Source organism: Micromonospora sp. NPDC005174 (assembly GCF_040608495.1).
Classification (GTDB): domain Bacteria; phylum Actinomycetota; class Actinomycetes; order Mycobacteriales; family Micromonosporaceae; genus Micromonospora.
The window spans coordinates 21197-44766 of the sequence record NZ_JBEXIJ010000004.1 but is presented as its reverse complement, the minus strand read 5'-3'; the positions used below and the strand labels follow the sequence as shown (position 1 = coordinate 44766).

The following is a 23570-nucleotide window of genomic DNA, read 5'->3' as shown; positions in this document are numbered from 1 at the left end:
GGCGACCGGGTTCTAGCGGGTCCGTGGTGGGGCGTGTCGGGGGCGGTCTCTGTTTGTCTATCCGGTCCGGCGTGGGTCATGGGGGCGACGCTCGTGCCTGGTCGTGGCCTGGCCAGCGCCGAGTTGTTCGAGGATGTCGGAGCTGTCCGGGGCGAGAGCGGGCTTGACGATGTAGTGCCTGTTGGTGACCTGCTCGGTAGCGTGCCCGAGCTGGGCGGCGGCGTGCTTGGCGTCAGCCTCCTTGTCGATCAGGGTGGCGACGGTCTTGCGGAAGGTGTGTGGCGTGACCCATTCGAGGCCAGCGTCGACGCGGGCCTGACGCCACTGGCGACGCACGTTCTGCGGAGACAGCCAGGTACCACGCCGGGAGGCAAAGATCGCATCGTAGGGATTGTCGGCGGCGTCGAGCTTTCGGGCCATCAGCATTCCTACTGCGAAGCGAGGAAGGACAACGGTTCGGAAGCCGGCGTCGGATTTCGTCCAGTCTTGCCGGAAGAAGCCCTTGCCCTTGAGGTAGACGATCGTGCCGCAGATGGTCAGTGTCGGGCGTTCGGCAGCAAGGTCGAGGTCTTCCCAGCGCGTTGCCAGGACCTCGCCGATGCGGGCGCCGGTGGCGAGCATGAGGTCGACGATGTCGCCCAGTTCGGCGGTATGCCGAGGCCCGGGTTTACCGGGGCTGGCCTGCTGCCACCGCTGGATTGCCGCACGGACGCCCTCCAGCTGCTCTGTCTCCAGGGCGACGACCTTGCGGCGCGGGTTACGTAGTCGGCCGGTTTCGCGGACGGGGTTGGTCGTTATTGCGCCACGGCGTACGGCCAGGGCGAGCATCTGCGTCAGGACGACCTTTGCGAGCCTGGCAGCTGTCGGGCGGTCCTCGGCGACCTTGCGCAGGAACTTGTCGATGCGGCCGACGCTGGCCTCCCGGATACGAAGGTTGCCCAGGGCGGGCACGACCGAGACGCGGACGCTCACTTCGTACTGGCTGATGGTCTGCGGCGCGAGACGCTCCTCTGCGGTGATCTCTTCGAGCCAAAGGCTGGCGAGTCTGCTGATGTGGGTCTCGCGTGTGATCTCGTCGTCGTTGGGAGCGGCACGGTCACGAAGTTTGACCTTGAGCGCCCGGATGGCGGCGGGGCCGGTGGTGTCGGCGGCCTCGACGTCGCGGGTGCTGCCGTCGTAGTCGCGGAACCGGGCTCGGGCGCAGTACCGGTTGGGGCCGAGCTTCTCGGTGCGGATGTTGCCCCAGGTTCCGATGGGTAGTGGAGGTCGGGCCATGGCTCAGCGCTCCGGGTCGGTGTGGTCGTCGAGCCAGCGTTCGACCTCGCTGCGCCGGTAGCGCAGGGTGTTGCCGACCCGGATGGCGCGCGGTCCCTTGCCTCGGCTGTGCCAGGCGTAGAGGCTGTTCTTCGGCTTGCCCAGCCAGGTCGCGACGTCATCGATGGTCAGGAGGGGGTCGGGTCGCCACTCGGCTGCCGTCGGGGTGCTCATTGCCGGTCCGGAGCAGTAGGTGAGTCGAGTTGTGGGCGTGGCCCGTCGGGGTCGCCGGACCGCCGGTGGGCGGTCGGGTCGGGCTGTACGTCCCCTGGCGTGGGGTGCGGATAGGGCGGGCACGGATCGGACGTCCTTTCACCGTCCCGGTCCGGGTGGGACCGGGGATCGATGGCGCTGCCGCCGGGATTGGCGTTTCCGGGGGGCACCGCCTGTGCACGTCGATCCACGCGGTGCGGGGCGAAGGCATCAAGCCGGTCAGCGTGCGCCGTTGTGCGCCCTGACCTGCTCTCGGCATCGTGTGGGACGGAGATCGTCGGGGCTCTCAGGACCAGCACGTCCTCGTGCTGGACGAGCCATTGCGGGTCACCGCTGGCGATGGCGTCGCGGGTGTTCTTCTGCTGGAAGAACGAGGCTCGGGGGATGATCACGCCGTCGCGGACGCCGCAGATGAGGGCGATGCATTCCTCGACGAGTTCGAGGCCGGCGTTGATGCCGGCGGCGACGACCATGCCGGGGATGTCGATGAGTTCGCCGTGGCGGCGGTAGGGCCGGGCGGTGACGACGACGTGTCCGCCGGGCCGCAGCAGCGTCCGGCATCCGGCGAGGATCGCGGTGAACCCGTCGGCGAGCTGGCCGTGGCTGCGGTAGGCGAGGTTGTCCGTGCCGCCGTACTTGTGGTTGATCTTGCGGACCTTGCCTCGTCTCGGGCCGGGTGTGCGGACGTGGCCGTGGGTGGACGGTCCGTAGGGCGGTGAGGTGATCACGAGGGAGACCTGTCCGTGCAGGCTTGCCGGTAGCAGTGCCGGCAGCGCGGTGGAGTCTCCGTGGTAGATCTCGCCCCGGCCGGGTGCCCCGGTCTGGAGGGTGTGGCGGATGTTGTCGGCTGCCTTGGCGACCCATTCGGCTTCGTACTCGACGCCGACGCCGTGGCGGCCGAGGTGCATGGCCTCGATGATGGTGGTGCCGATGCCGGCCATGGGGTCGAGGACTACGTCGCCGGGGTTGGTGTAGGTGCGGATGGCGTAGCGGGGGATGGTCGGCAGCATCTTGCCGGGGTGCGTCAACGACTCCGGGGTGTATCGGCCGCGCCGCAGGTCCCGCGACGCGGTTTGACCGGTGAGCCAGACCGCACCGAGGTAGCCCTCGGCGAGCAGCGCCGCCAGGTCGGGCGCGCTGGGGTACGGCGATTCGGAGTCGTGGAGGTTGCCGATGTGGAACGGCGGACGGGACTCAGGCATGGGCGTTCTCCTCACCGGTGGCGGTGGTCCCGAGCACGACCAGATCCCGGAACGTCGGAAGGTGGCGGCCGGCGAGCAGACGGCGGCCGTCGTCGGCCTCCTCGGGGTGTTCCGGGCCGGTGCGTGGCTCGTGCTCGGGCAGCGGGACGAGGACGGCGGGGATGTGCTGGTGGTAGAAGAGCCCGGCGGCGCGGGCGGCGGCGATGACTGTGGCTCGGTGGCTGACCTCGCCCGGCTGGGGCGGCGAGGCGGTGAGTCCGACAAGCAGGAAACCGCCGGGGCGTAGCAGAGGCCGCCAGGTGCTCATTGCTGTGGCGATGCCGTCTCGGGCGAGGCCCTGTGCGCCCTGCGGCAGGGTCGCCAGGAGCAGGTTGACACGTGGGCCGGGACGCCGCATGGCGCGCCGCATCCGTTGTTCGGGGGCGGGCGGCACGAGCCGCACGTGCAGGCCGTGGCGACCGTTGACCAGTCGGGCCGGTACCCGGTCCAGGTGGGCGGTTGCGGCGATGGCGGCGGGGTGCGCGTCGAGGTCGAGCACCACGTCGCCGACGTGGGTGTAGCGGTGGATGAGGTAGGCGAGGTGGTTTGGGGATAGTCCGTGCCAGTCCGGCGCTCCCGGACGGGGCGTGCGCGGGACGTGGGTTCGGGGAAGGAGTAGCCCGACCGGTGCCGGCTGAGGCCGGTCACCGGGGGCGGTGGAGCTGGGCTTCGGCATGGGCGTGTGGGCCACGTCCGCCGACAAGCGCTGACACTAGGGGATTACAAATCCGGGCCTCGAATTGGAAACCGCGCCCGCTGCCGAGCCGGGCGCTGCGCTCGACGCCGCCCGGTTGAACAAGATCCTCTACTGGTTGAACACGCAGGTCAGAGCCGTCGAGACACCGGCTGTCGACGACATCCGAGCCGCGCGGATCGCCGACACGATCGGTGGACGGTTGAACAAGATCCTCGCTGGCTTGAACAAGATCGTCATCTGCTTGAACACGAGGCGGCCGACCGCCTCGGGACCTTGAACAAGATCGTGATGGGGCGTGAGTGCGCCCGGCGAGCGCCGCTCGCAGTTGTCCGGCTTCACCCCGTGGCTGCCTCGTGGGCGGCGCATGTTCAAGGGTGCCGTCTCGACGTGGCTGCGCCCGGCGTGAAGGGCCTTGAACAGCCTGGCCACGGGTTGCACACCCCGACTCGGGATGTCCGCCGGCTGAGGTCGAGACGCATTGACGGGGATCGCCGACGGCTGGGTTGAACACGTGTCGAGACACCTTGAACAAGATCACGAGTGTTCATGATCTGTTCAAAGGCCCTGGTGGCGTGGTGGCACAGCGCCGACCGGCACTCCCGCCGGACGGCAACGGTCATCACGAGGGAGTACCACCATGGACCGTCGTATCCCCGCTACCGAGCCAGCCGTCTCCCGGCGCGGCGAGACGCTGCTCAACGACATCGAGTACCGATTCCGGCTGATGGGGCAGGGGCCGAGCCCGCTGTCGGTGGACGGCCGCAGCCTCGGCCACGGCCTGCCCCGCCGGGCCATCGCCCTGCCCGAGCTGTCGGCAATCCTCATGCACCCGTCCTGCGGCTACGCCGCCCGGGACGCGGCATGGCGGCTGTTGGCGCAGCGTGCCCGTACGGGAGACCCGGCGTGGCGTGCCGGTGCCGTCGGCGTCGCGCTACCGGGCCTGCGGTTCAAGGCGTACCTGCTGGCCAAGCTGTTCACCGGCGACGTGCAGGCCGCCATCGTCGAGCACTTCCTCCGGGCGCTCGGCACGGTCGATGTGGCCAAGCCGGGCGTGGTCGGCAACCTGCTGTCCGCCGCGTTCTCCAAGGCCCGCGCCGAGCTGCGCGACCTGGAGCCCGCCTCGTCTGGGGCTCCGAACCACGCCCCGGGCGCGGTGGTGCCGCCGGCCCCGTACGGCCACCCGGACCTCGTCCTCGCCCGCGCGGTCACCGCCGAGGTCATCACCGCACAGGAGGCCGAACTGATCGGCGCGACCTACCTGGAAGAGGTCAGCCTCACCGCCTACGCCGAACGCACCGGCCAGCCCCGCTGGAACCTCTACAAGCGGCGCACCGCCGCCGTCGCCCGGCTGAAGGCCGCGATCGAGTCCGGCGAGCTGTCCGACCCGTACGCCGACGTGATCAACGAGGCCACCACGACCCTGACCCTGGACGTGCCTACCGTGCGGAAGCGCCCGTAAGCACCTGTCTGAGCTGCGGCTTTCCAATCCGAGGCTCGGATTTGTAATCCCCTAGTGCGGGACTCTTCCGCGCAGGTGACCTTGTTCCGACCGGACCGCTGACGGCGCTGACACCCCGCACGGTCCCCGGCCCACCCGCCGCTTCTGGTGAGGAGGACGGCCGCGCCGGTCGGCACGACAGGTCACCCACGAGCGCACCGCCCGGTCCCGCCTTCGCCACCCACTCGCGCACCCACGCCCCGCTGCGGGCTGCGTCGGCGTGCGCACCGGAGGTGCCCAACCCATGAATCACCACCCGTTCCCACGCCCCGGGGCGGCGGACCGCCGCCCCGGGGCGGGCAGGCGCGGACAGCCTTGCGTCCGCCGCCCGCGTAGATACCGGTCTCGGACTGTCCGCGCCGCGCTGATGCTCCTCAACGCCGCCGCGGTGACGGCAGCGCTCGTTGCCGTGCCGACCGTGGCGTGGGCGGCCGAGCCCGCTGCGGTGGTGCTGGCCGCCGAGTCGATCCAGCAGGTCGCCAACAACATCCGTACCTGGCTGATCGGCATCCTCGTCGCCGTCGCCACGCTTTTCTTGACCGTCGGCGGGCTGCGCTACCTGGCCGCCAATGGCGACCCCGGCGAGGTGGAGAAGGCCAAGCTCGCGCTGCGGTCCGCCGCGATCGGCTACGCCCTCGCGCTGCTCGCGCCGTTGTTCGTGACGATCGTCGGCGCGTGGGTGGCCTGATGAACGCCCTCGCGATCCGACCCCGCCGCACGGTCCGAGCGGTGTCGTTGCTGCTGCTCGGCGTGGTGGTCCTCGCCGGCCTTGCCCTGAGTTGGGCCGGGGCGGCGCACGCCGAGCCGAGCCCGGCACCCGGCCCGCCCGCTACCGCACCCGGCACGCCGCCAACGCCCGGCGTGCCTGACCCTGGCGTCCGCCCGCCGGGAGTGGACCCGTCTCCCTCCGCGCCGGCCATGCCGGCACCCACGCCCGGCCCGGCCCCGACTCCCGGCGAGCCTTCTGTCAGCGATGATCCGGCCTGGTACGACATCGGGGGCCAGATCCGCAAGGCCGTGGTCGACCTGGTCGTCTGGACCGCCGAGCAGGCTCTCCAGCCGGTGATGGAAGCCCTCGGCGCATCGTGGCTGTCCACCCCCGACCTCACCGACAACGAGCACGTCAAGGCGATCTGGACGACCAGCCTGATCACGGCCAATGGCGTCTTCGTGCTGTTCATCGTCGCCAACGGATTCCTCATCACGACCAGGGAGACCCTGCAGAGCCAGCATGGGCTCAAGCAGGTGTTGCCCCGCATCGCGCTGGGTGCGGTGCTGGCCAATTGCAGCCTGCTCATCGGTCAGCAGGCCATCGTGCTTACCAACGCGCTCACCGTGGCCATCGCCGGGAACACGGTTGACGGCCCGGCCGCAGCCGCCGCAGTCGGGCAGATCGCGGACAACGCCCTGCAGGGCAAGGGCTTCCTGATGGTGCTCCTGGCCGTCGCCGTGGTCGTGATGTGCCTGCTTGTGGAGTTCACCTTCATCCTGCGGCTGGCCGCGCTGGTCATCCTCGTCGGCGTGGCCCCAGCGGCGCTGATCTGCCATGCCAGCCCGCTCACCGAAGGCATCGCCCACACCTGGTGGCGTGCCTTCGCCGCCTGCCTCGGCTTGCAGATCGGTCAAGCGATCATCGTCATGGCCACGGTGAAGGTCTTCCTGACCCCCGCCGGGCCGACCGTGCTGGGCGTGCCCTCGACCGCAGACGGGCTCCTCGGCGTCCTGGTCTGCCTGACGATGCTCTGGCTGCTGATCAAACTGCCGGGCTGGATGCGGCAGTTCGTCCTCGGCCCGCTCGGACAGCGCAACGGCAGGGGACTGCTCGGCCAGCTTATGCACGCCTACCTGACGATCAAGACGCTCGGCGCGGCGGCCGGCATCCTGGGCGGCGCGAGTGCGGCCCGGACCGCCGGGCGGACGACACCTCGTCCCCCCGGCCCCCGTCCATCGCCGGGCGGCCCCCGTCCGCCCCGTCCACCCCGTCCGCCCCGTCCCGGGCCGACTCCCGTCCCCCCGTCCCCGCCGGGACCGGCGGCCTTCAGCCACGCCCCGGTCGCCCATACGCCGCTGCCTGCGCCGTCCGGGACGAACGCCGCCCCTACCTTCAGCCACCCGGCGGCCCCGTCCACTCCACCGCCAGCGCCGTCCGGCGGTGTCCCGGCCGCGCAGTTCTCCCACCCGTCCCCGGCCCAGCCGAGTCCACCGGCCCCAGCCGCGCCGCCCGCCCGTGTCGCTTTCAGCGATGCCATGGCCACGACACCGACAGCGACACCCAGCGGCGCGGCACCGGCGGTGGCGTTCTCCGCCGCACCAGCGCCACAGAGCGCGCCGCGCCGGCCACCTGCCCCGGTCACGCCGGTGTTCTCCACCGCTCCGGCCGCACCGGGAGCCGGCGGGTCACGACGAGCCTCGACGCCCGGGACACGGCCTACGGCGGCGCGGCGCGCCACCCCGAGTGGGCAACCCGCCGCCACCCCGAGCACCCCGTCCGCCGCCCGGCGGGCACCGGCCGCCACCGCACCCCGGCCTCGTCCACCGGCCTCGTCCGTGTCGCCGTCCACGGACGGTCGGCGGTCAGCGGCCCCGACCCCGCCGCCGCGCCCGTCCCCGTCTCCGGCGGCGAGGCCGTCCCCGGCGGCTGGTGCGACCCCGGCGGGTCCGACCGCCGTCCGTACCGGGCCGTCCCCGTCCCCGCCGTCCCCACCGCCGGCTCGATCGTCCGCCCCGGCGCGGCGCCCGTCGCGGAAGCGAGGTGATGAGCAGTGAGCCGCTGCGACGATGAGGCTCCGATGCGGGCTCGGGTTCCCGCGGACATCGAGCGGCCGGACCGGATCGCGTTCGGCATGTCGGGACGACAGTTGGTGATCCTGGCCGTTACGGGCCTCCTGCTGTACGCGGTGTGGACGGCGGTGGCGACGCTCGTGCATCCGCTGGTGTTCCTCGCGGGTGCGATACCGGTTGCCGCTGGGGCGTTCCTGCTTGCGGTTGGCCGCCGTGACGGCATCGGCCTCGACGCGTGGGCGCTCGCGGCGCTGCGGCACCGCCGCCGTCCGCGCCGGCTCGTACCGGCTGATGGGGCGGTCATCCCGGCTCCGGCGTGGGTTGCCACCACCGCCGGGCCGGGGGACCGGCTACCGCTGCCCGCGCCGCTGCGGCTGCCCGCGAAGGGCATCACCGGTGACGGGTTGGTCGATCTCGGTTCGGACGGCACGACGGGCCTGGTCGCCGCCTCGACGGTGGCCTTCGGGCTACGCACGCCCGCCGAGCAGAACGGTCTGGTGGCCGGGTTCGCTCGCTGGTTGCACAGCCTCGACGGTCCGGCGCAGATCGTGGTGCGGGCGCAGCGGGTCGACCTGACCTACCTCGCCGACCGGTTCCTCGCCGCCGCCCCTGGGCTGGCGCATCCCGCGTTGGAGGAGGCAGCCCGCGCGCACGTGGCGTTCCTCGATGACCTGGCCGGGCAGCGCGAGCTGCTGCACCGGCAGGTCACCGTCGCCGTGCGTAGCCGACGCGGCGCGCACCACGCCGCGCATCACGCGGCCGAGGCGGTGCGTGCCCTCGCCGGCTGCGAGGTTCCCGCCCGGGTCCTCGACGGGCCGGAGGCCACGGTGCGTCTCGCGGCCAGCCTCGACCCCACCGCCCTGGCCCTCACGCCCCACGCCCCATCTGACGGAGGTGAACAGCGGTGAGCCTGCTGTCCGCACTGCTGCCGAAACGGCGGCCCGCCCTGCCCGAGTCGGCCACGATCCTGCCCGGTTCCCCGAACGCCGTCGAGGTCGACGGCCGACACGTGCGGGTGGGGGACGGCTACAGCGCCACTCTGGCCGTCGTCGGCTACCCGGCCGAGGTCGGCCCGGGGTGGACCGAGCCGATCCTGTCCTACCCGGGCCTGGTCGACGCCGCCTTCCACGTCGAGCCGGTCCCGCCGGCGGTGGCCTCCGAGCGGCTGCGCAAGCAGCGCGGCCGGTTCGAGTCCTCCCGCCGCCAGGACGCGGCCAAGGGCCGCCTGGACGATCCCGACCTCGACGCCGCCGCGGCCGACGCCGCCGAGCTGGCCACGCGGGTGGCCCGAGGTGAGGCCCGACTGTTTCGCCTCGGCCTGTACCTGACCGTCCACGGCGCCAGCCCTGACGACCTCGCGCAGCGGGTGGCCGAGGTGCGGTCCCTGGCCTCCTCGCTGCTGCTCAACACCGCGCCGGTGACGTGGCGGCAGTTGCAGGGCTGGATCAGCGGCCTACCCCTGGCGTTCGACGCGCTCGGGATGAAACGGGTCTTCGACACCGACGCCCTCGCCGCGAGTTTCCCGTTCACCAGTCCCGACCTGCCGGACGCCGCTGGGGACAGCGGCATGGGGGTGCTGTTCGGGTTGAACCTGCACTCGGCCGGAGTCGTGGTGTGGGACCGGTGGGCGCAGTCCAACTACAACGCCGTCATCCTCGCCCGCTCCGGGGAAGGGAAGTCCTATCTGGCCAAACTCGACCTGCTGCGCAACCTGTGCCTCGGGGTGGAGGCGTTCGTCATCGACCCAGAAGACGAGTACCTACGGCTGGCCGACGCGGTCGGCGGCACGGTCATCCGCCTCGGCGCGTTAGGGGTGAAGATCAACCCCCTCGACCTGCCGCCCGGTGACGACGACGCCCTCAACGACCGGGCACGGTTCCTGCACACGCTCGTGACCGTGATGGGCAGCGGTGACACCGCCGTCAGCGCACCCCTGCCGGGCGACGAAGCCCGGTCCCTCGATGTGGCGGTCCTCGCGGCGTACCGGGCCAAGGGCATCACCACCGACCCGCGCACCTGGAGGCGACCGGCGCCGCTGCTAGCCGACGTTATGGCCGCCTTGGAGGACACCGACGACGCCGGCCGCCGAGTCGCCGCCCGCCTGCACCCCTACGTGGCCGGCAGCATGAAGGGCCTGTTCGACGGGCCGACCACCACTGCCGCGCAGGGGCACCTCGTGGTCTTCGCCCTCAAGGACCTGCCCGAGCAACTTCACCCGGTCGGGACGCTGCTCACCCTGGACACGATCTGGCGCACCGTACGCGGCGCGACCGCCTCTGGCGCTCGCCCGGACGTGCTGCGGATGGTGCTGGTGGACGAGGCGTGGAAACTCCTGTCCGGCGGGCGCGGCGGCGTGTTCCTGGAAACCCTGGCCAAGTCCGCCCGCAAGTACGGCGTCGGTTTGACCGTGGTGACCCAGGACGCCGCTGACGTGCTCGCCACCAAGACCGGCCGCGCGGTCGTCTCCAACGCGGCTACGCAGGTGTTGCTGCGGCAGGCGCCGCAGGCGATCGACGCCGTGGCCGAGGCGTTCGGGCTCACTGACGGCGAGCGGGCGTTCCTGCTGTCCTGCCAGCGCGGAGACGCACTCCTCGCTGCCGGGTCGGCGCGGGTGGCCCTTCACAGCCACGCCTCCGCGACCGAGCACGACCTGATCGTTACCGGCCCGGTCGCCGGCCGCCGCTGACCCGCCCCGGCCTCCCTCTTACCACCGATCGGAGTTCCCGATGGTTGTCTCCTTCGCTCTGTCCCCATCCCCGCCGCCATCTCCCGCGACCCCCGCCGGGTGCATGCCCGGCCAGGGCGGCGTGCCCGACTCGGTGGTGGGCGAGCTGCTGTGTGGTTCCTGGGGCGACGACGCCACCAACGCGGTGTGGCCGCTCGTTCGCGACCGGTGGCCGTTGCTCCTCGCCGCCCTGGCGGCGCTCGTCGCCATGCGGATCGGGTGGATGCGGTGGCGGCGGCGCGTCTGGCGACGGCACGCCGCCGGAGCCCGTTGGCTGGAGATCATCCCGCCGGTGACCGCCACGCCGGCAGCGACGATCGGCCTGTGGCGACTGCTCGCTACCGCGCTGCCCGCGCCGCGCCGGTGGGCGTTACGCCCGGTCCGGCTGGTCTGGGAGGTCGCCGCCGACCCGGATGGGATGCGCTGCGGGCTGTGGCTGCCACCCGGGGTCAACCCGACCGCCGTGGTGCGGCTGCTGCAACGCGGCTGGCCCGGCGTCCGCGCCGAACAAACCCGCCCGCCGACCGTGGCCACCACCGGGGCCGTCGCCGCCCTCGCGGTCTGGCCGACGCAGCCGGAATGGCTGCCCCTGGTCGAAGACACCACGCCTACCTACCGCCGAGGCATGGACGCGAGCGCCCCCGAAGAGGACCGCCTCCGGGGGGTCTACGGCGGACTGGCCTCGGCCGGGCGCACCGGCGGCGCGATCCTGCAAGTCCACCTCGGCCGAGCACCCGCCCATCGCCTACGGCTGCTGCGCCGCGCGATGACCAACCCACATCGTGCCCGCCGCCCCCGAGGGACCGCCCGCGCCGCCGGACTGCTCGCCGACGGGCTACGAGCGCTGATTCTCGGCGTCTTGAACCTCGTCACCCCCGGCCCGTCGAGCCCGAGGCGGCACACCCGTGCGACTGACCCGTACACCGCCGAGCTGGCCCGGCAAGCGCGGGCGAAGTACGCCGACGCCCCGCACCTGCTCGTCGCCGTGCATACCGTCGCCGCCGGCCCCACGAAGGCCGCTGCCGTCGCCGCTGTGGCTGATGTCAGCTCCGGGTTCGGGTTGCTGTCGGCCCACTTCACCCGCCGCCGGCTCCGTTCCGGCGCGCTCGCGGCAGCCGACCGGTGGGTGCCCGAGGCGCGGATGAGCCTGGTCTCCGTCGCGGAAGCCGCCGCGCTCGCCGGGCTGCCCGCCGAACCGGCCGCCTACGGCCTGCCCGGCGCGGCGTCACGGCGTCGGCCCGCCACCCGCGAGATCTTCCGCGCCGACCCGGCCCCGCGCCACCGGCCGCTCGCCGACCCACCCGCCCCGACGCAGGGGCACGACGAACACGACGACCCGCCGACCATCTGGAGCCCGGCATGACCCGCACCCGCATCAAACCCGTACCGGCCAGGAGCGCTACCAGTCGGCGCAGGCTCAACCTGGTGCCACTCGACCAGCGGCACGGCCTGGGCGGCAAGGTCATCGGTGTTGCCAACGCTGGCCCCGCGATGCGGGTCGGGATCTCCCTGACCGATTGTCGGTTCCACGTCCACGCGCTCGGGCCGACCGGCACGGGCAAGACGACCCTGCTGATGCGGATGATCCTGGACGACGTTGAGGCCGGGCGCGGTGTGGCCGCGTTCGACCCGGCCAAGGGCGACCTCATCCGAGACCTCCTCGCTCGGCTGCCCAAGTCCTGCGGTGACCGCCTGGTCCTGATTGACCCGGACGAGCGGGCCGCGCCACCGGCGATCAACCTGCTCGACCCGGCCGTGCACGGCGGCAGTCCGCACGACGTGGCCGCGAACCTCACGGCGGTGATGGCGAAGGTGTGGTCACGCTGGTGGGGTCACCGCACCGCCGACATCTGCTACCACGGCCTGCTCACCCTCGCCCACGTCGAAGGCGCCACCCTCGCCCAACTACCGCGGCTGCTATCCGACTCCAAATGGCGAGCCGAGCGGATCACTACCGCTACCGGCAAGCTGAATGCCTGGGAGGGCAACACCCTCGGCGAGTTCTGGGAAGGGTTCAACGAGCTGCCCGCCGCCCAGCGGTCCGGCCTGATCGCCCCGCTGCTGTCCCGGCTACGCCTCGTGCTGGCGCATCCGATGGCGAACAGCCTGTTCGGGGTGCCGGCCACCACGTTCTCCTTCGCCGAGATTCTCGACGGCGGCATCATGCTCGCCCGGCTACCCAAGGGCGTCATCGGCGAGGACGGCACCCGCCTGGTCGGCTCCCTGCTCCTGGCCGGGCTGTGGCAGGCCACCACCGCCCGCGCCCGCATCCCCGAGGACGATCGCCCGGACGCGATGATCGTGCTGGACGAGTGCCACAACTTCCTGCACCTGCCCATCGGGATCGATGACGCGCTCGCCGAGGCCCGCGGCTTGCACACCTCGTTCGTCCTCGCCCATCAGTACCTCGGCCAACTGTCCGGGGACATGGCAGAGGCGATCGACGCCAACGCCCGCAACAAGGTGTACTTCGCACTCGCCCCCCGCGATGCCATCGACCAGGCCCGGCACCTGCGCCCCTACCTCGATGACGGGGACCTGATCCGACTCGGCGGCTACGAAGTTGTCCTTCGTCCGGTAGCCGGTGGTCGAGTCGTCCCACCGGTCACTGCCGACACCGAGCCGCCACCACCGGCCATCCAGGGCCGTGCCGGCGAGCTGCGTCATGCGGCCCGAGACCACACCGGCCTGCCGGTGCAGCAGCGGCGGCGACTGCTCAGCGAAGCCGCCACCGCCTCGGGCACCACTGAGTCTTCCGAGCCGGCTGACGCTGCGGTTACTGACCTGGTGGGTCGCAACACCTTCGCTGTTCAGGGCGAGGGGTCTAACGAGAGGTCTAACGAGCGATCCAACGAGGAACGCAACGACCACGAACAGCCGGGTGAACACACCCCCTTGAACACGTCGTACGCGCACGTGGACGGCGGTGAGGAGGACCCGTGGACCGGAACCGACTGATAAGAGATATCCCTCCTACCCGTACATCTGCCACCGGCAGTCCTCGCCTCACGGCGTCCGTCGTGGCCGCCGAACTCGGCCGACTCACCCCCCGAGACCGGCACCTCCTGGACCTGCTTGACCAGCACCGAACCTTCACCACCGACCAACTCGTCGACCTAGCCTTCGGCTCGGTCGGCCGTGCCCGCAACCGCCTCAACACCCTGCATGATCGAGACATCCTCGACCGGTTCCGCCACTACCAGCGGCCCGGCTCGCAATGCTGGCGGTGGACCCTCGGCCCGGTCGGCGCGGCCCTCATCGCGGCCGGACGAGGCGACGCGCTGCCCCGTCCGGCCGTTGTGCGCGACGCCACCGCACGACTCGCCATGTCCCCGACGCTGGCGCACCTGCTCACGGTGAACGGGTTCTTCGTCGCGCTCACCGGTCACACACGTGCGCACCCCGGCGCGCGGTTGGCGCGGTGGTGGAACGAGGCACGCTGCCGGGAGGCGTGCGGCAACCTGGTCCGCCCGGACGGACACGGCGTGTGGGCCGACAACGGGCGGGCGGTGCCGTTTTGGGTCGAGGCTGACCTCGGCACCGAAACGCTGGGCCGGGTGGTGGGCAAGCTGACCGGCTACGCCGCACTACCGCCCCGCCGCGCGTACCCGGTGCTGTTCTGGCTACCCACCGCCGCCCGTGAGGCCAACCTGCACACCCACCTCCGGCGGACCGGGGTGCCGGACGGGCTGACCGTCGCCACCGCCACCGCCGACCACGCCGCCGCGCCCGGTCCGGCGGGGCCGGTCTGGCGCATCGTCGGGCACCCCGACCGGGTGAGCCTGGCCGAGCTGCCCGCACCGGGCGGGGACGGTGGCGCGCCGTGGGACGAGTAGCGGTCTGGATCGCGGCCGGGGTCGCCGGGTTGCTGCTACTGCTCACGGCCGCTACCGCCGGAGTCGTCTCCTCGGTGTTCGGCGGCGGCGGTGGCGGGGGTAGCTGCGTCGGCGCGGTCACCGCGCCGGGTGCCACCCCAGCGGGGTTATCGGCTGAGCAAGCCCGTAACGCCTCGGTGATCGTGACCGTGGGTGAGCGGTCGCGGGTACCGGTGCGCGGGTGGGTGGTCGCGGTTGCCACCGCCCTCCAAGAATCCTCGTTGATCAACCACGGCGACCTCGGCCCGAACAACGACCATGACTCGTTGGGGCTGTTCCAACAGCGACCGTCGCAAGGATGGGGCACCCCGGCACAGATCACGAACCCCGAATACGCCGCCGGGACGTTCTACGAGCGTCTCCTCACCGTCCCCGGCTGGGAACGGCTACCGCTCACCGAAGCCGCACAGAAGGTGCAACGGTCCGCGTACCCGGACGCCTACGCCAAACACGAGAAACGGGCAACCGAGATCGTGACGGCGTACACCGGCGGAACGCTGCCCGTGTGCGACGGTGCGCCGATCAGTGCCTCCGGGTGGACCCGCCCCGTGGCGGGGACGGCCGGTTCCGGCTTCCGTACCGGCGACCGGCCCGGCCACGACGGGGTCGACATCATGGCCGAGAAAGGCACCATCATCCGTGCCGCGTCCGGCGGCGTGGTGGTACGCGTGCGGTGCAACATCGGGGGCGACTCGTGGGAACCCACCGGCGGCCCGATGCCGTGCGACCGTGACGGCTACCCCGGGCTCGGCGGTTGCGGCTGGTACGCCGACATCCGACACTCCAGCGACATCGTTTCGCGATACTGCCACATGGTGCGACAACCGATTATCCGAGTAGGACAGACGGTGATCGCTGGGCAGCCAATCGGCCACGTCGGAAGTTCCGGAAACTCGTCCGGCCCGCATTTGCACTACGAGATCCACGAAGGCAATACCGCCACCGAGTACAACGCTGTTGACCCGGTTCCTTTCATGCGCCAAAAAGGCGTGGCCCTGTAAATTCATGAAGTGATTTTCCGCACAATCCGAGAAGGCTCGCATCGGTCGCGGTGAGCGCCGCGCGTCCGGTCCGCCGGGCGCGCGGCGTAGTCGTTTCAACCCGGAAAACACGTCCCCGTAAGACGGTGTGAGCGGCCCCCGCACCGCGCACCCTATGCGGCACTAGGGAGCCGCGCCGAACGCGTCGCAGCGTCGGACACGGGGCCGTTAAATGGCGTTCCGGGTGGCGGTAGCGGTTCCTGAATCGAGAACGGAAGCGGCGCGGCGTGGTCCCCGTAAAGAGTCTTGCGCGACGGGGTTGACAATCATCCGGTGCAGAGGGTCCATGGACGTGGGCAACAAAAACCGCCCCGGCGGAACCGCAAACAATACGCATCACGCGTACGCGGAATCGCTATTTGTCGACCCCTTATGTGGAGGTGTATTGCCATGACCGCAAACATCGTTCTCACCCCCGGCACCGACGAGGCCCGGTCCGCCGTCGCCGAGGCGCTGCGCGATTACCCCGGCGTCACCGCCCGCAAGTTGGCCGGACAGGCGAACCTGCCGCTACCGGTCGTCACCGAGGCGCTCACCGCCATGGAAGCCGCCGGGACCGCCACCCGCACCCCCGACCCGGCCAAGGGCAACCGCAAGAGCGCCGAAACCTGGCAGACCGCCACCGACCCGACCGCCACCACCGACCCGACGGCCGAGGACGCCCCGGCGACCGACGCGACGCCGGACGCGGCCGACGAGCCCACCGCCGACAACGACGGCCCGGCCACCGCCGACGAGCCGGCGGCCGGGCCGTCGACCGACGCGGCCAGCGACGAGGCCGGCACGGACACGACGGCGGACACGGCCGACGAGACGCTGCCCGAGGCCCCAGTGTCGGGCGCGCCCGTGTCCGGGGCACCGGTCGGCCCGCGTCAGCCCGACCTCAAAGTGTTGATCATGGCGGGTGTGTTGGGTGGGCACCCGGACGGCGTCACGGCCGACGCGGCGATCGGGGAGAGCGGCCTGTCGGTGGCGATGGGGGACACGATCCTCGCCGCGATGGAGGTTGCCGGTGCCGCCCGTCGCCTGCCGGTGACCGAGGACGGTGACGAACTGTGGGTGATCGCCGACGGTGACCTCGCCACGGTGGACCCGGCCAACGCCCCGACGCACACCACGTGCCCGACGTGCGGGCACACCCGGAAGATCCGCCGCCCCTCGGTCCGACGTGCCGCCGGAACCGGCCGCACCACCGGTGAGATCAACAGCGACGGGTCGGCGAAGTTGGGCAAGAACGAGTTGCGCAACCGGGTCGAGGCGTTCATGCGCGACCTCGGCCCCGGCCACGACGTGACCCCCGGCACCGTCGCCCGTGAGATCGGCGGACGCAGCCCCGGGGCGGTCCGCAACGGCATGGACAAGCTGACCGGGTCCGGGGTGCTGATCCTGACCCGTGAGGCCCCGGAAACCTACGCCCTCGCCGACGACGCCCCCGCCCCGACCGCCGAGGTCCGCGCGTTCATGACCCCGCCCAAGGACACCACCGCCGGTGACGAGGCCCGCACCGACGAGGCCGCCGCCGTCCCGGTCGCGGCCTGACCGATCACCCCGCCGGGGCCGGGCACAACGCCCGGCCCCGGCATTCGCACGCCCCCAATAACCGGAAGGGACGACGACCGATGACCACCCCGCACATTCACCCCGACCACGGGCAGACAGCCGGCCCGGGGTCGCTGCGCTGCCCGGAATGCGAGCAACCGGCCCGGCTGGTGCCGCCGCGTGACTGGCCCCTGAACGGGTTCGCCGCACGTCCCGGCGCGTCACACACCGACGGCACGCCGCTGTGCCCGGTGCCCGGCCCGAACGGGTCGCAACCGGCCGACCCGGTGGGCGCGCCGGCCCGGCTGACCCTGTGGCAAGCCGTCCGGCAGACGTGGCTCGCTCACCCCGATTGGACCGTCACCGATCACCTCGCGTGGCTCGATGGCGAGGGCTACGACACCGACACCCCCGACGGCGACCCGGCCGACCTCATCGGCTGGTGGCTCGCCGCACACCGGAGCGCCGCGTCGCTGTCGTGGCCGCCCGATCGCGGCCGGGTCTACGCGATTCTCGGCGCGGACCTCCTGATTGTGTTCGACGACGCGGACAGCGCCGGTGACGTCCTGACGATGTTGCGGGTTGCGCAGGTGCCGGCCGACGTGCACGTGTTCAACGCGGCCGGGTGGGACGAGGTGGCCCGTCTCGTGCGCGCGGTCAACCCGGACCTCGTCATCAGGGACAGCCGTCCCGGACCGTTGGGCGGCCGGTCATGACGTACCCGTCCGGCGAGGTGCCAGAGTTGCCGCCCGCGCTGGCCGCGCGTCCCCACGACGCACGGCGCGGCCTGCCTATCCCACCGGTCAACATTCACCCCGACCCGACCGGCGGCGGGTCGCACGCGGACTTCACCACGATCAACACCACCACCTCGACCCGCCTCGCCATCGAGCGCCGGTGCTCGCTGTGCGGTGAGCCGATGGGCTATTGGGTGGCGTTCCTCGGCGGACCTCGCGCGGCCGAGTTGATGCGCTACGCCGACCCGCCGGGGCACCCCGACTGCATGACCGCCGCACTGTCGCTGTGCCCGCACCTCGCGCTCGGGCGGCACCGCCGCGCCCGTGCCGACCGTCCGGGGGCGGGCATCATCCCACCGGGGTCGCACGGCGACAAACCCGACCGGTACCTGTTGGGCATCACCCGCGCGTACCGGACCCGGTTCATCCCCGAACACGGGTTCACCGTGTACCTCCCGGCCCCGTTCAAAACCGTTCACGCGTACGCCTACGGCCCGAACGGGCTGCTACGCCCGGTCGCCAACACCCGGTAGGCCGCGCCCGGCGGCGGGCGTCAGATTCGCCGCAGAAACCTTCATCGACTCCACCCGATCGCCTTGATCGACCCGTGGAGGGTAGGAACCATTGCTGTTGACGGCGCGGCCGGGGGATTGCGACCCCCGGCCGCACCGCCCGCCCGAAACCCCACGAACCGGAAGGGGTGCCACCGTGGCACACGAACTCGAAACTCTCGCGAACGGCCAGACAGCGTTCGCCTCCGCGCGGCTGACCGCCTGGCACCAGCTCGGCACCGTGGCCGACGAGTGCATGACCGCCGAGGAGGTCATGAGCAAGGCGTGGCTCGGCGGTTGGGAGGTCCGCAAGATCGCCCTTCAGGGCATCGAGGTCACCGAGCGCGGGGTGACGAAGGTCGACTGCACCGACAAGTACATGACCGTGCGGACCAACCCGGTCACGGGTGAGACGGAGTACCTCGGCGTGGTCGGCGAGGACTACAGCGTGGTCCAGAACGAGCAGGTCGCCGAGACCCTCAACCTCCTGGTCGACGCTTCCGGCGCGCACTTCGAGACCGCCGGCTCGATGCGCAAGGGCCGCTCGGTCTTCGTCACCCTCAAACTGCCCACCGCGATGCAGATCGCCGGGGTGGACGACATGGATCTCTACCTCGCGGCCACCACCTCCCACGACGGCACCGCCGCCCTACGCCTCGATGCGACCCCCGTACGGATCGTCTGCAAGAACACGCAGAACCTGGCCTTCGCCCGGTCGGTCAGCTCGTACACCTTCCGGCACACCTCGAACGTCACCAGCAAGATCGCCGAGGCCCGGCAGGCCCTCGGCCTGATGTGGAAGGCGTTCGGCGACTTCGAGACCGAAGCCGAAAAAATGATCAACGAGTCGTTGACCATGGGCGAGTTCGAGAAGATCGTCGCGCAGGTGTGGCCCCTCGCCAACGACGCCTCCGACATCGCGAAGAACAACTCCAAGCAGCGCACGGCAACGCTGCGGTACCTCATCCGAGACGCGGACACGCAGAAGGCGATCAAGGGCACCCGGTGGGCCGGCTTCCAGGCCATCACCGAGTACGTGGACCACTTCGCCCCCGCCAAGACCGACCTCGCCCGCGCCACGCGGGCGCTGATCGGTGCCGGTGCGGACCTCAAGGCCCGCGCGTTCGAGCTGCTGGCGGTTTGACGTGGCCCGGCACGGGGGCCGGGCCACCACGCCCGGCCCCGGTACCGGCGAGCACCCCGCCACCGGCACCGCGCCCGTCCCCACGCCCACCGCCGAGCCAACGCTCGCGCCGGAGCCCACCGCCACCTCCCTGATCGGACTGGCCAACCGAGTGAGCGCTCACCACGCGGCGGCCGAGGTCGCCCGCGCGATGGCAGAACACTCGACCAGCGAAGCCGAACACGCCCACCTGATCGCCCGCGCTGAGCACTGGGAAGCCCTCGTCAACGAGCAGTGGAACGCACTCTGCTCAGCGATCTGGGCGACCGCACCCGGCGGGGCGACGGTCGAGCGGTTCCTGCCGGTCCGGCCGCTGACCAACGGCCACGTCGAGCTGCACACCTACAGCACGGAAGGCCGCCGCCTCGTCGTACTACTCACCGGCGCGCAGGCTCTCGCCGTCGGCGCGCACCTGACCGCGTACGGGGCGCTCAGCCTCGACCGCAGCGGCCAGAAACTCGACCCCGGCCTACCCCACATCAAGGCCGCACCGCCGTTCGACACGGACGGGACCGCCGGTGCACCAGCCACCCCGGACGGTGCCGACGGGCCACCACCCGCTCATCCCTGACCACCCGGTGACGTGCCGCGCGGCCACGGTCGCACCCCGGGCCGCGCGGCACGCCCCGGCGGTATCCCCTTCGACATCATCGCGGAGCACCCATGAGACCCGAAAACCTGTTCGCAGTCGCCGTCGAATTCGCGGAGGCGAACGGCAAAGCCGAACGCGCCCGCGCCCTCGCGGCCAGCGCCACCGGCGACGAGCGCACCGTCCTCACGAACACGGCCGCACGCTACGAGGCGGTTGCCATGCGCCGGCGTGAGTTCCTCCGCGCCTCGCTGCGCGAGGCCATGCGCGGAACCGTCATCGCCGAGCCGGACACCGAGCAGCCCGCCGCACTATGGCGGCGACGCCACGTCGAGGTCCGCGCCCGCACCGGCGACGGCTCCCGCGTCCGCGTGCGCTGCACCCCGACGCAAGCCGTCGCCCTCGGCACCGCCCTCATCGGCCTCGCGGCCCTGACCGACCAACTCGGCGGCGGCGTCCTCGGCGACACCATCGCCACCACCTTCCCACCCACCTCCCACTCCACCGCGGAGCCCGAGGCGAGCGGCGAGAACGGGAAGCCGGCATGACGACCTCGATCGACCCCTCCGAGAACACCGACGGCATCGGCGACGGGCAACGCACGGTCAGCGCCGAGCAGCTCGCCAGGGCGCTCGCTCTGCTCGGCGCGGTCGACCCAGTCTGCGTCGAGGTGCTGACCCGGCTCAACCTGCGGGTCTACCCCGGTGAACCCGGCGACCGATCCGCCTACGTCGTCCTCGACGTGCACGGCGTCTCCATCGGCGTCAAACGCCGCGCCGCCGACCTCTACCTGCACGCCGACACCACCGAGACCGACGACCGCCTCATCGCTCTCGAGATCAACGGCTACGGCGAGACCGACCACCCCACCAACCCCTCCCACCCCGGCCTCTGAACGGAGCACCGATGTACCGCTCCATGGAATACGGCGACACCGCCCGAGTCATCACCCCCGCCGACGCCACCGAACACCGCCTCGGCACCATCACCGACGTCACCTACTCCACGCCGCACACCACCTACGCACGCCGCTACACGCTGCGCTTCCCCGGCGGCATCGAGCGCACCTTCCCGGCCGATCACGTCGTCAGGTGCACCCGCGCCGACGACCACGCCGCCCTGGAGGCCGCCTTCACCACCGCCTGTGTGGCCCTGCGCGACGCCTGCCGCATCGCCCACGACTACGACCCCGACCTCAGCGTCGGAACCGTGAGCCTGATCCGGCGACTGGTCGACCTCAGCCGGCTACGCCTCGGGCTAACCCTCAACCCATCCGGCACCGCTGGCGTCGCCGAGACCGGCTCGCCGAACACCCGCAACCAGGGCGGGGGTGAACGGTGATGCCGCACCTTCCGCAGACCGACCGGTCCGGGGAGCCAATTGGGCGAGCTGCGCTCGGCTCCACCACGGCGCCGCTGCTGGAGTCGCCATACTGCCGCCGCTGCCGACGCGGCGTCAGCATCCACATCAACGACCTCGGCATGGTGACGTACCAGCACGCCAACAAGCGCGGCGACAACGGCGACCACGACCCCGAGCCGGTGCCCGTCACCGAGATCCCGAACCCGATCATCGAGTGCGATTTCTGCTCCGCGCCCGACGCGGCCTGGATCTACCGATGCGCCAACCAATTCAGGGAGCACCGACGTGTCACCGCGCGAGTCATCAGCGTCAGCGACTACCGGTCTCGGCACGCGGCGGCCCGGGTACGCCGCACCGACACCGAGCACGCTGTCACTCAGGCGTGGGGTGAACGGTGTGCGACTTGCCACGGCTGCGCCGACCTCATCGAGGCCCTCTACGGGCTGATCCGCCGCGTGGTCGACGCGCTACCCGCCAAGCTCACCCGAGGCAAACACCTCGTACGCGTTCGCGGGGAGCTGCACGCCACCTACTCCGAGGTATTCGACACCCTCACGCCCGGACGAGGCCGCATCATTCCCGGCCATCCTCTCGGCATCTGGCCGGGCACGGAGGCAACCTCATGACCGACACCGCACCGCACCGAAGGCCGGCGTTCACCCACGCGAAGGCCCGACGCCGCCTCGGCGCGGTGTGCGCAGCCGACGACGTACCGCTGACCCGCATCACCGACGACCCGCACCTCGTCACCTGCCCAGACTGCGAAGGACTGGTCGAGTTCGACGCGCTACCCGACGACGCCACCGCAGGCGATCCCCGTGTCATCGAGGTGCTGCGCGAAGTAACACGCGGCAACTGCCGCAAGATCGACGGGGTGATGGTGGACATGACCACCGCCGCCGCGATCCTGACCGTCTACGACGCGCTGAAACCCGCCACACGGATGAAACTGGCCGCGCTGCGCATCGACCGGATGGCGCAGGTGGCGTGGCGGCTGCTGCGCCCGCACATGTAGACCGGGTGGGTCGGTGGCCGGCGGGCACACCCGAGGGTGAGTTGCGATCCCGCCGGCCACCTCACCCATCCCGGGCCGCCTGCGGACCACACGACCGCCTCCACCCGGGTCGGGCGCGTCGCCGATCCTAAGGCGAAGAGCGCACCCGCTTCGACCACGCGGCGCCGCAGCGAGTTTCCCGAGGGAGGATGACAGCGTGGCGCGACGCATGATCGGTGGACGGAAGGCCCTCGACCGGGCGGGCGTCGCCGCGCATACCGGGGCGGCGTACTCCACGGTCAACCACTGGCACCGCCACCGCGCCCGGTTCGGCTTCCCCGAAAGCTTCCGCCATAACGGCCGTGACTGGTTCTGGCTCGACGACATTGAGGCGTTCCACGCCGCGCACCAGGCCGCGAAACGCGCCGAGCTGACGAAGGTGGACCGCCGCGGCAACCCGGAGGATCTCATTGGCTCGGGCGCGGCGGCGAAGGTCCTCGGCTACGGCTCGTACCGCAACCTGCCCGACACCCTGCTCGACCATCCCGACCACGTCGAGGAACTGTCGGACGGGCGAATCCGCCGCCGGTGGTACCGGCGCACCGTGTGGGCCGTGGCCGACGCCCGCACAGGACGCCAATCCACCGGCCGTACCCCGGGAACGACCGGTGCCCGCAAGCCGCACCCATACGCCGACGACCCACGTCTTCAAGCCGCGATCGCGCTACTGACCGAGGTCGACGCCACCGGGCGTGACCGGCGCGGCCTTGGCGTAACCCTCGCGGAGCAGCTCGGTATCACGCCGCGTGCCGCTCAAAGGCTCCTCGCCGCTGCCTCCAACGCAAGCGACGCCCCTCTCCGATAGACGCCTGAGCGACAGGTGCCGCCCGGGTCCACGATGGCGGAAACCGGGCGGCACCCGCCGCTTTGGGCTCGGTCAGTCCTCGTCGTCCGAGCCAGTGCGAGGCGTCGGGACCTCGATCAGGTAGCGCAGCACGCCGTTGATGTCGGTGTCTCGGCTGGCGGCGGTGCGCTCCAGCACGTCGTACACATCGGCATCAACCTCGACAGTGCGAGGCGCGAGTGGCTGGTCGGTCATGGTTAGTTCCTCCTGACAGGGTGTGGCAGGGTGCCCCGGTCGGGCATCCGGATCTATCCACGTCGACCTCGGTAGAGCGATCAAGCCTGCCGGTGGCCGCTACCTGGGGCAGGGACCGACGGCTCTGCCTGA

26 protein-coding genes are annotated in these 23570 nt (G+C 71.5%); 20 read left to right on the top strand and 6 right to left on the bottom strand.

Annotated elements, in window-relative coordinates; genetic code table 11:
* Positions 1 to 57: 57 nt before the first annotated feature.
* The 5 genes from ABZU91_RS06630 to ABZU91_RS06610 all read right to left on the bottom strand — a co-directional run bounded on the left by ABZU91_RS06630 (position 58) and on the right by ABZU91_RS06610 (position 3894).
* Positions 58 to 1275, bottom strand: a complete 1218-nt coding sequence (locus ABZU91_RS06630; protein WP_355234956.1) for a site-specific integrase — start codon at positions 1273 to 1275, stop codon at positions 58 to 60.
* Between the two features lie 3 nt (positions 1276 to 1278).
* Positions 1279 to 1488, bottom strand: a complete 210-nt coding sequence (locus tag ABZU91_RS06625) for a helix-turn-helix domain-containing protein (RefSeq protein WP_355234953.1) — start codon at positions 1486 to 1488, stop codon at positions 1279 to 1281.
* Positions 1485 to 2729, bottom strand: a complete 1245-nt coding sequence (locus ABZU91_RS06620) for a DNA methyltransferase (protein WP_355234950.1) — start codon at positions 2727 to 2729, stop codon at positions 1485 to 1487. The genes ABZU91_RS06625 and ABZU91_RS06620 overlap by 4 nt, the downstream gene beginning before the upstream one ends.
* On the bottom strand, positions 2722 to 3444 hold the full coding sequence (locus ABZU91_RS06615) for a hypothetical protein (protein WP_355235741.1): 723 nt from the start codon (positions 3442 to 3444) through the stop codon (positions 2722 to 2724). Before ABZU91_RS06615 ends, ABZU91_RS06620 begins: the two co-directional genes overlap by 8 nt.
* A 129-nt stretch (positions 3445 to 3573) precedes the next feature.
* A complete protein-coding gene (locus ABZU91_RS06610; RefSeq protein ID WP_355234947.1) occupies positions 3574 to 3894 on the bottom strand; it encodes a hypothetical protein in 321 nt (106 codons plus the stop codon).
* Positions 3895 to 4102: 208 nt separating this feature from the next.
* Between ABZU91_RS06610 and ABZU91_RS06605 the strand changes: the two genes are divergently transcribed.
* From ABZU91_RS06605 to ABZU91_RS06510, 20 genes are all read left to right on the top strand, one after another.
* A complete protein-coding gene (locus ABZU91_RS06605; protein ID WP_355234946.1) occupies positions 4103 to 4924 on the top strand; it encodes a hypothetical protein in 822 nt (273 codons plus the stop codon).
* A gap of 283 nt (positions 4925 to 5207) precedes the next feature.
* A complete protein-coding gene (locus ABZU91_RS06600; protein WP_355234943.1) occupies positions 5208 to 5651 on the top strand; it encodes a pilin in 444 nt (147 codons plus the stop codon).
* Entirely contained in the window at positions 5651 to 7729 is a 2079-nt protein-coding gene (locus tag ABZU91_RS06595; RefSeq protein WP_355234940.1) for a hypothetical protein, read from the top strand. Before ABZU91_RS06600 ends, ABZU91_RS06595 begins: the two co-directional genes overlap by 1 nt.
* On the top strand, positions 7726 to 8652 hold the full coding sequence (locus ABZU91_RS06590) for a PrgI family protein (protein ID WP_355234937.1): 927 nt from the start codon (positions 7726 to 7728) through the stop codon (positions 8650 to 8652). Before ABZU91_RS06595 ends, ABZU91_RS06590 begins: the two co-directional genes overlap by 4 nt.
* Positions 8649 to 10430 (top strand): DUF87 domain-containing protein, encoded by a 1782-nt coding sequence (locus tag ABZU91_RS06585; RefSeq protein WP_355234934.1) that lies wholly within the window; start codon positions 8649 to 8651, stop codon positions 10428 to 10430. Before ABZU91_RS06590 ends, ABZU91_RS06585 begins: the two co-directional genes overlap by 4 nt.
* A gap of 103 nt (positions 10431 to 10533) precedes the next feature.
* Complete coding sequence (locus tag ABZU91_RS06580) at positions 10534 to 11832, top strand: hypothetical protein (RefSeq protein WP_355234931.1); 1299 nt, start codon at positions 10534 to 10536, stop codon at positions 11830 to 11832.
* Positions 11829 to 13427, top strand: coding sequence for a type IV secretory system conjugative DNA transfer family protein (locus ABZU91_RS06575; RefSeq protein ID WP_355234929.1), 1599 nt, complete (start codon positions 11829 to 11831; stop codon positions 13425 to 13427). The genes ABZU91_RS06580 and ABZU91_RS06575 overlap by 4 nt, the downstream gene beginning before the upstream one ends.
* A gap of 62 nt (positions 13428 to 13489) precedes the next feature.
* Positions 13490 to 14305: a replication-relaxation family protein gene (locus ABZU91_RS06570; RefSeq protein ID WP_355234926.1), complete on the top strand. Its 816-nt coding sequence runs from the start codon at positions 13490 to 13492 to the stop codon at positions 14303 to 14305.
* A complete protein-coding gene (locus ABZU91_RS06565) occupies positions 14293 to 15345 on the top strand; it encodes a M23 family metallopeptidase (protein ID WP_355234923.1) in 1053 nt (350 codons plus the stop codon). Before ABZU91_RS06570 ends, ABZU91_RS06565 begins: the two co-directional genes overlap by 13 nt.
* Before the next feature lie 429 nt (positions 15346 to 15774).
* Positions 15775 to 16923: a hypothetical protein gene (locus ABZU91_RS06560; RefSeq protein ID WP_355234920.1), complete on the top strand. Its 1149-nt coding sequence runs from the start codon at positions 15775 to 15777 to the stop codon at positions 16921 to 16923.
* Positions 16924 to 17003: 80 nt separating this feature from the next.
* Positions 17004 to 17639 carry a hypothetical protein gene (locus tag ABZU91_RS06555; protein ID WP_355234918.1) on the top strand — a complete coding sequence of 212 codons (636 nt, stop codon included), beginning with the start codon at positions 17004 to 17006 and terminating at the stop codon, positions 17637 to 17639.
* Complete coding sequence (locus tag ABZU91_RS06550; protein WP_355234915.1) at positions 17636 to 18193, top strand: hypothetical protein; 558 nt, start codon at positions 17636 to 17638, stop codon at positions 18191 to 18193. The genes ABZU91_RS06555 and ABZU91_RS06550 overlap by 4 nt, the downstream gene beginning before the upstream one ends.
* A 175-nt stretch (positions 18194 to 18368) precedes the next feature.
* Positions 18369 to 19355, top strand: a complete 987-nt coding sequence (locus ABZU91_RS06545; protein ID WP_355234913.1) for a DUF932 domain-containing protein — start codon at positions 18369 to 18371, stop codon at positions 19353 to 19355.
* 1 nt (position 19356) lies between these two features.
* Positions 19357 to 19965 (top strand): hypothetical protein, encoded by a 609-nt coding sequence (locus tag ABZU91_RS06540; RefSeq protein WP_355234910.1) that lies wholly within the window; start codon positions 19357 to 19359, stop codon positions 19963 to 19965.
* Positions 19966 to 20057: 92 nt separating this feature from the next.
* On the top strand, positions 20058 to 20531 hold the full coding sequence (locus ABZU91_RS06535) for a hypothetical protein (RefSeq protein WP_355234907.1): 474 nt from the start codon (positions 20058 to 20060) through the stop codon (positions 20529 to 20531).
* A complete protein-coding gene (locus ABZU91_RS06530) occupies positions 20528 to 20878 on the top strand; it encodes a hypothetical protein (protein ID WP_355234905.1) in 351 nt (116 codons plus the stop codon). Before ABZU91_RS06535 ends, ABZU91_RS06530 begins: the two co-directional genes overlap by 4 nt.
* Before the next feature lie 11 nt (positions 20879 to 20889).
* A complete protein-coding gene (locus tag ABZU91_RS06525) occupies positions 20890 to 21324 on the top strand; it encodes a hypothetical protein (RefSeq protein WP_355234902.1) in 435 nt (144 codons plus the stop codon).
* Positions 21324 to 21971 (top strand): hypothetical protein, encoded by a 648-nt coding sequence (locus ABZU91_RS06520; protein WP_355234899.1) that lies wholly within the window; start codon positions 21324 to 21326, stop codon positions 21969 to 21971. The genes ABZU91_RS06525 and ABZU91_RS06520 overlap by 1 nt, the downstream gene beginning before the upstream one ends.
* Positions 21968 to 22360, top strand: a complete 393-nt coding sequence (locus ABZU91_RS06515; protein WP_355234896.1) for a hypothetical protein — start codon at positions 21968 to 21970, stop codon at positions 22358 to 22360. Before ABZU91_RS06520 ends, ABZU91_RS06515 begins: the two co-directional genes overlap by 4 nt.
* 208 nt (positions 22361 to 22568) lie before the next feature.
* Entirely contained in the window at positions 22569 to 23204 is a 636-nt protein-coding gene (locus ABZU91_RS06510) for a hypothetical protein (RefSeq protein ID WP_355235738.1), read from the top strand.
* 72 nt (positions 23205 to 23276) lie between these two features.
* On the opposite strand, the gene ABZU91_RS06505 is transcribed toward ABZU91_RS06510, so the two are convergent.
* Positions 23277 to 23438, bottom strand: a complete 162-nt coding sequence (locus ABZU91_RS06505) for a hypothetical protein (RefSeq protein ID WP_355234893.1) — start codon at positions 23436 to 23438, stop codon at positions 23277 to 23279.
* Positions 23439 to 23570: the final 132 nt, after the last annotated feature.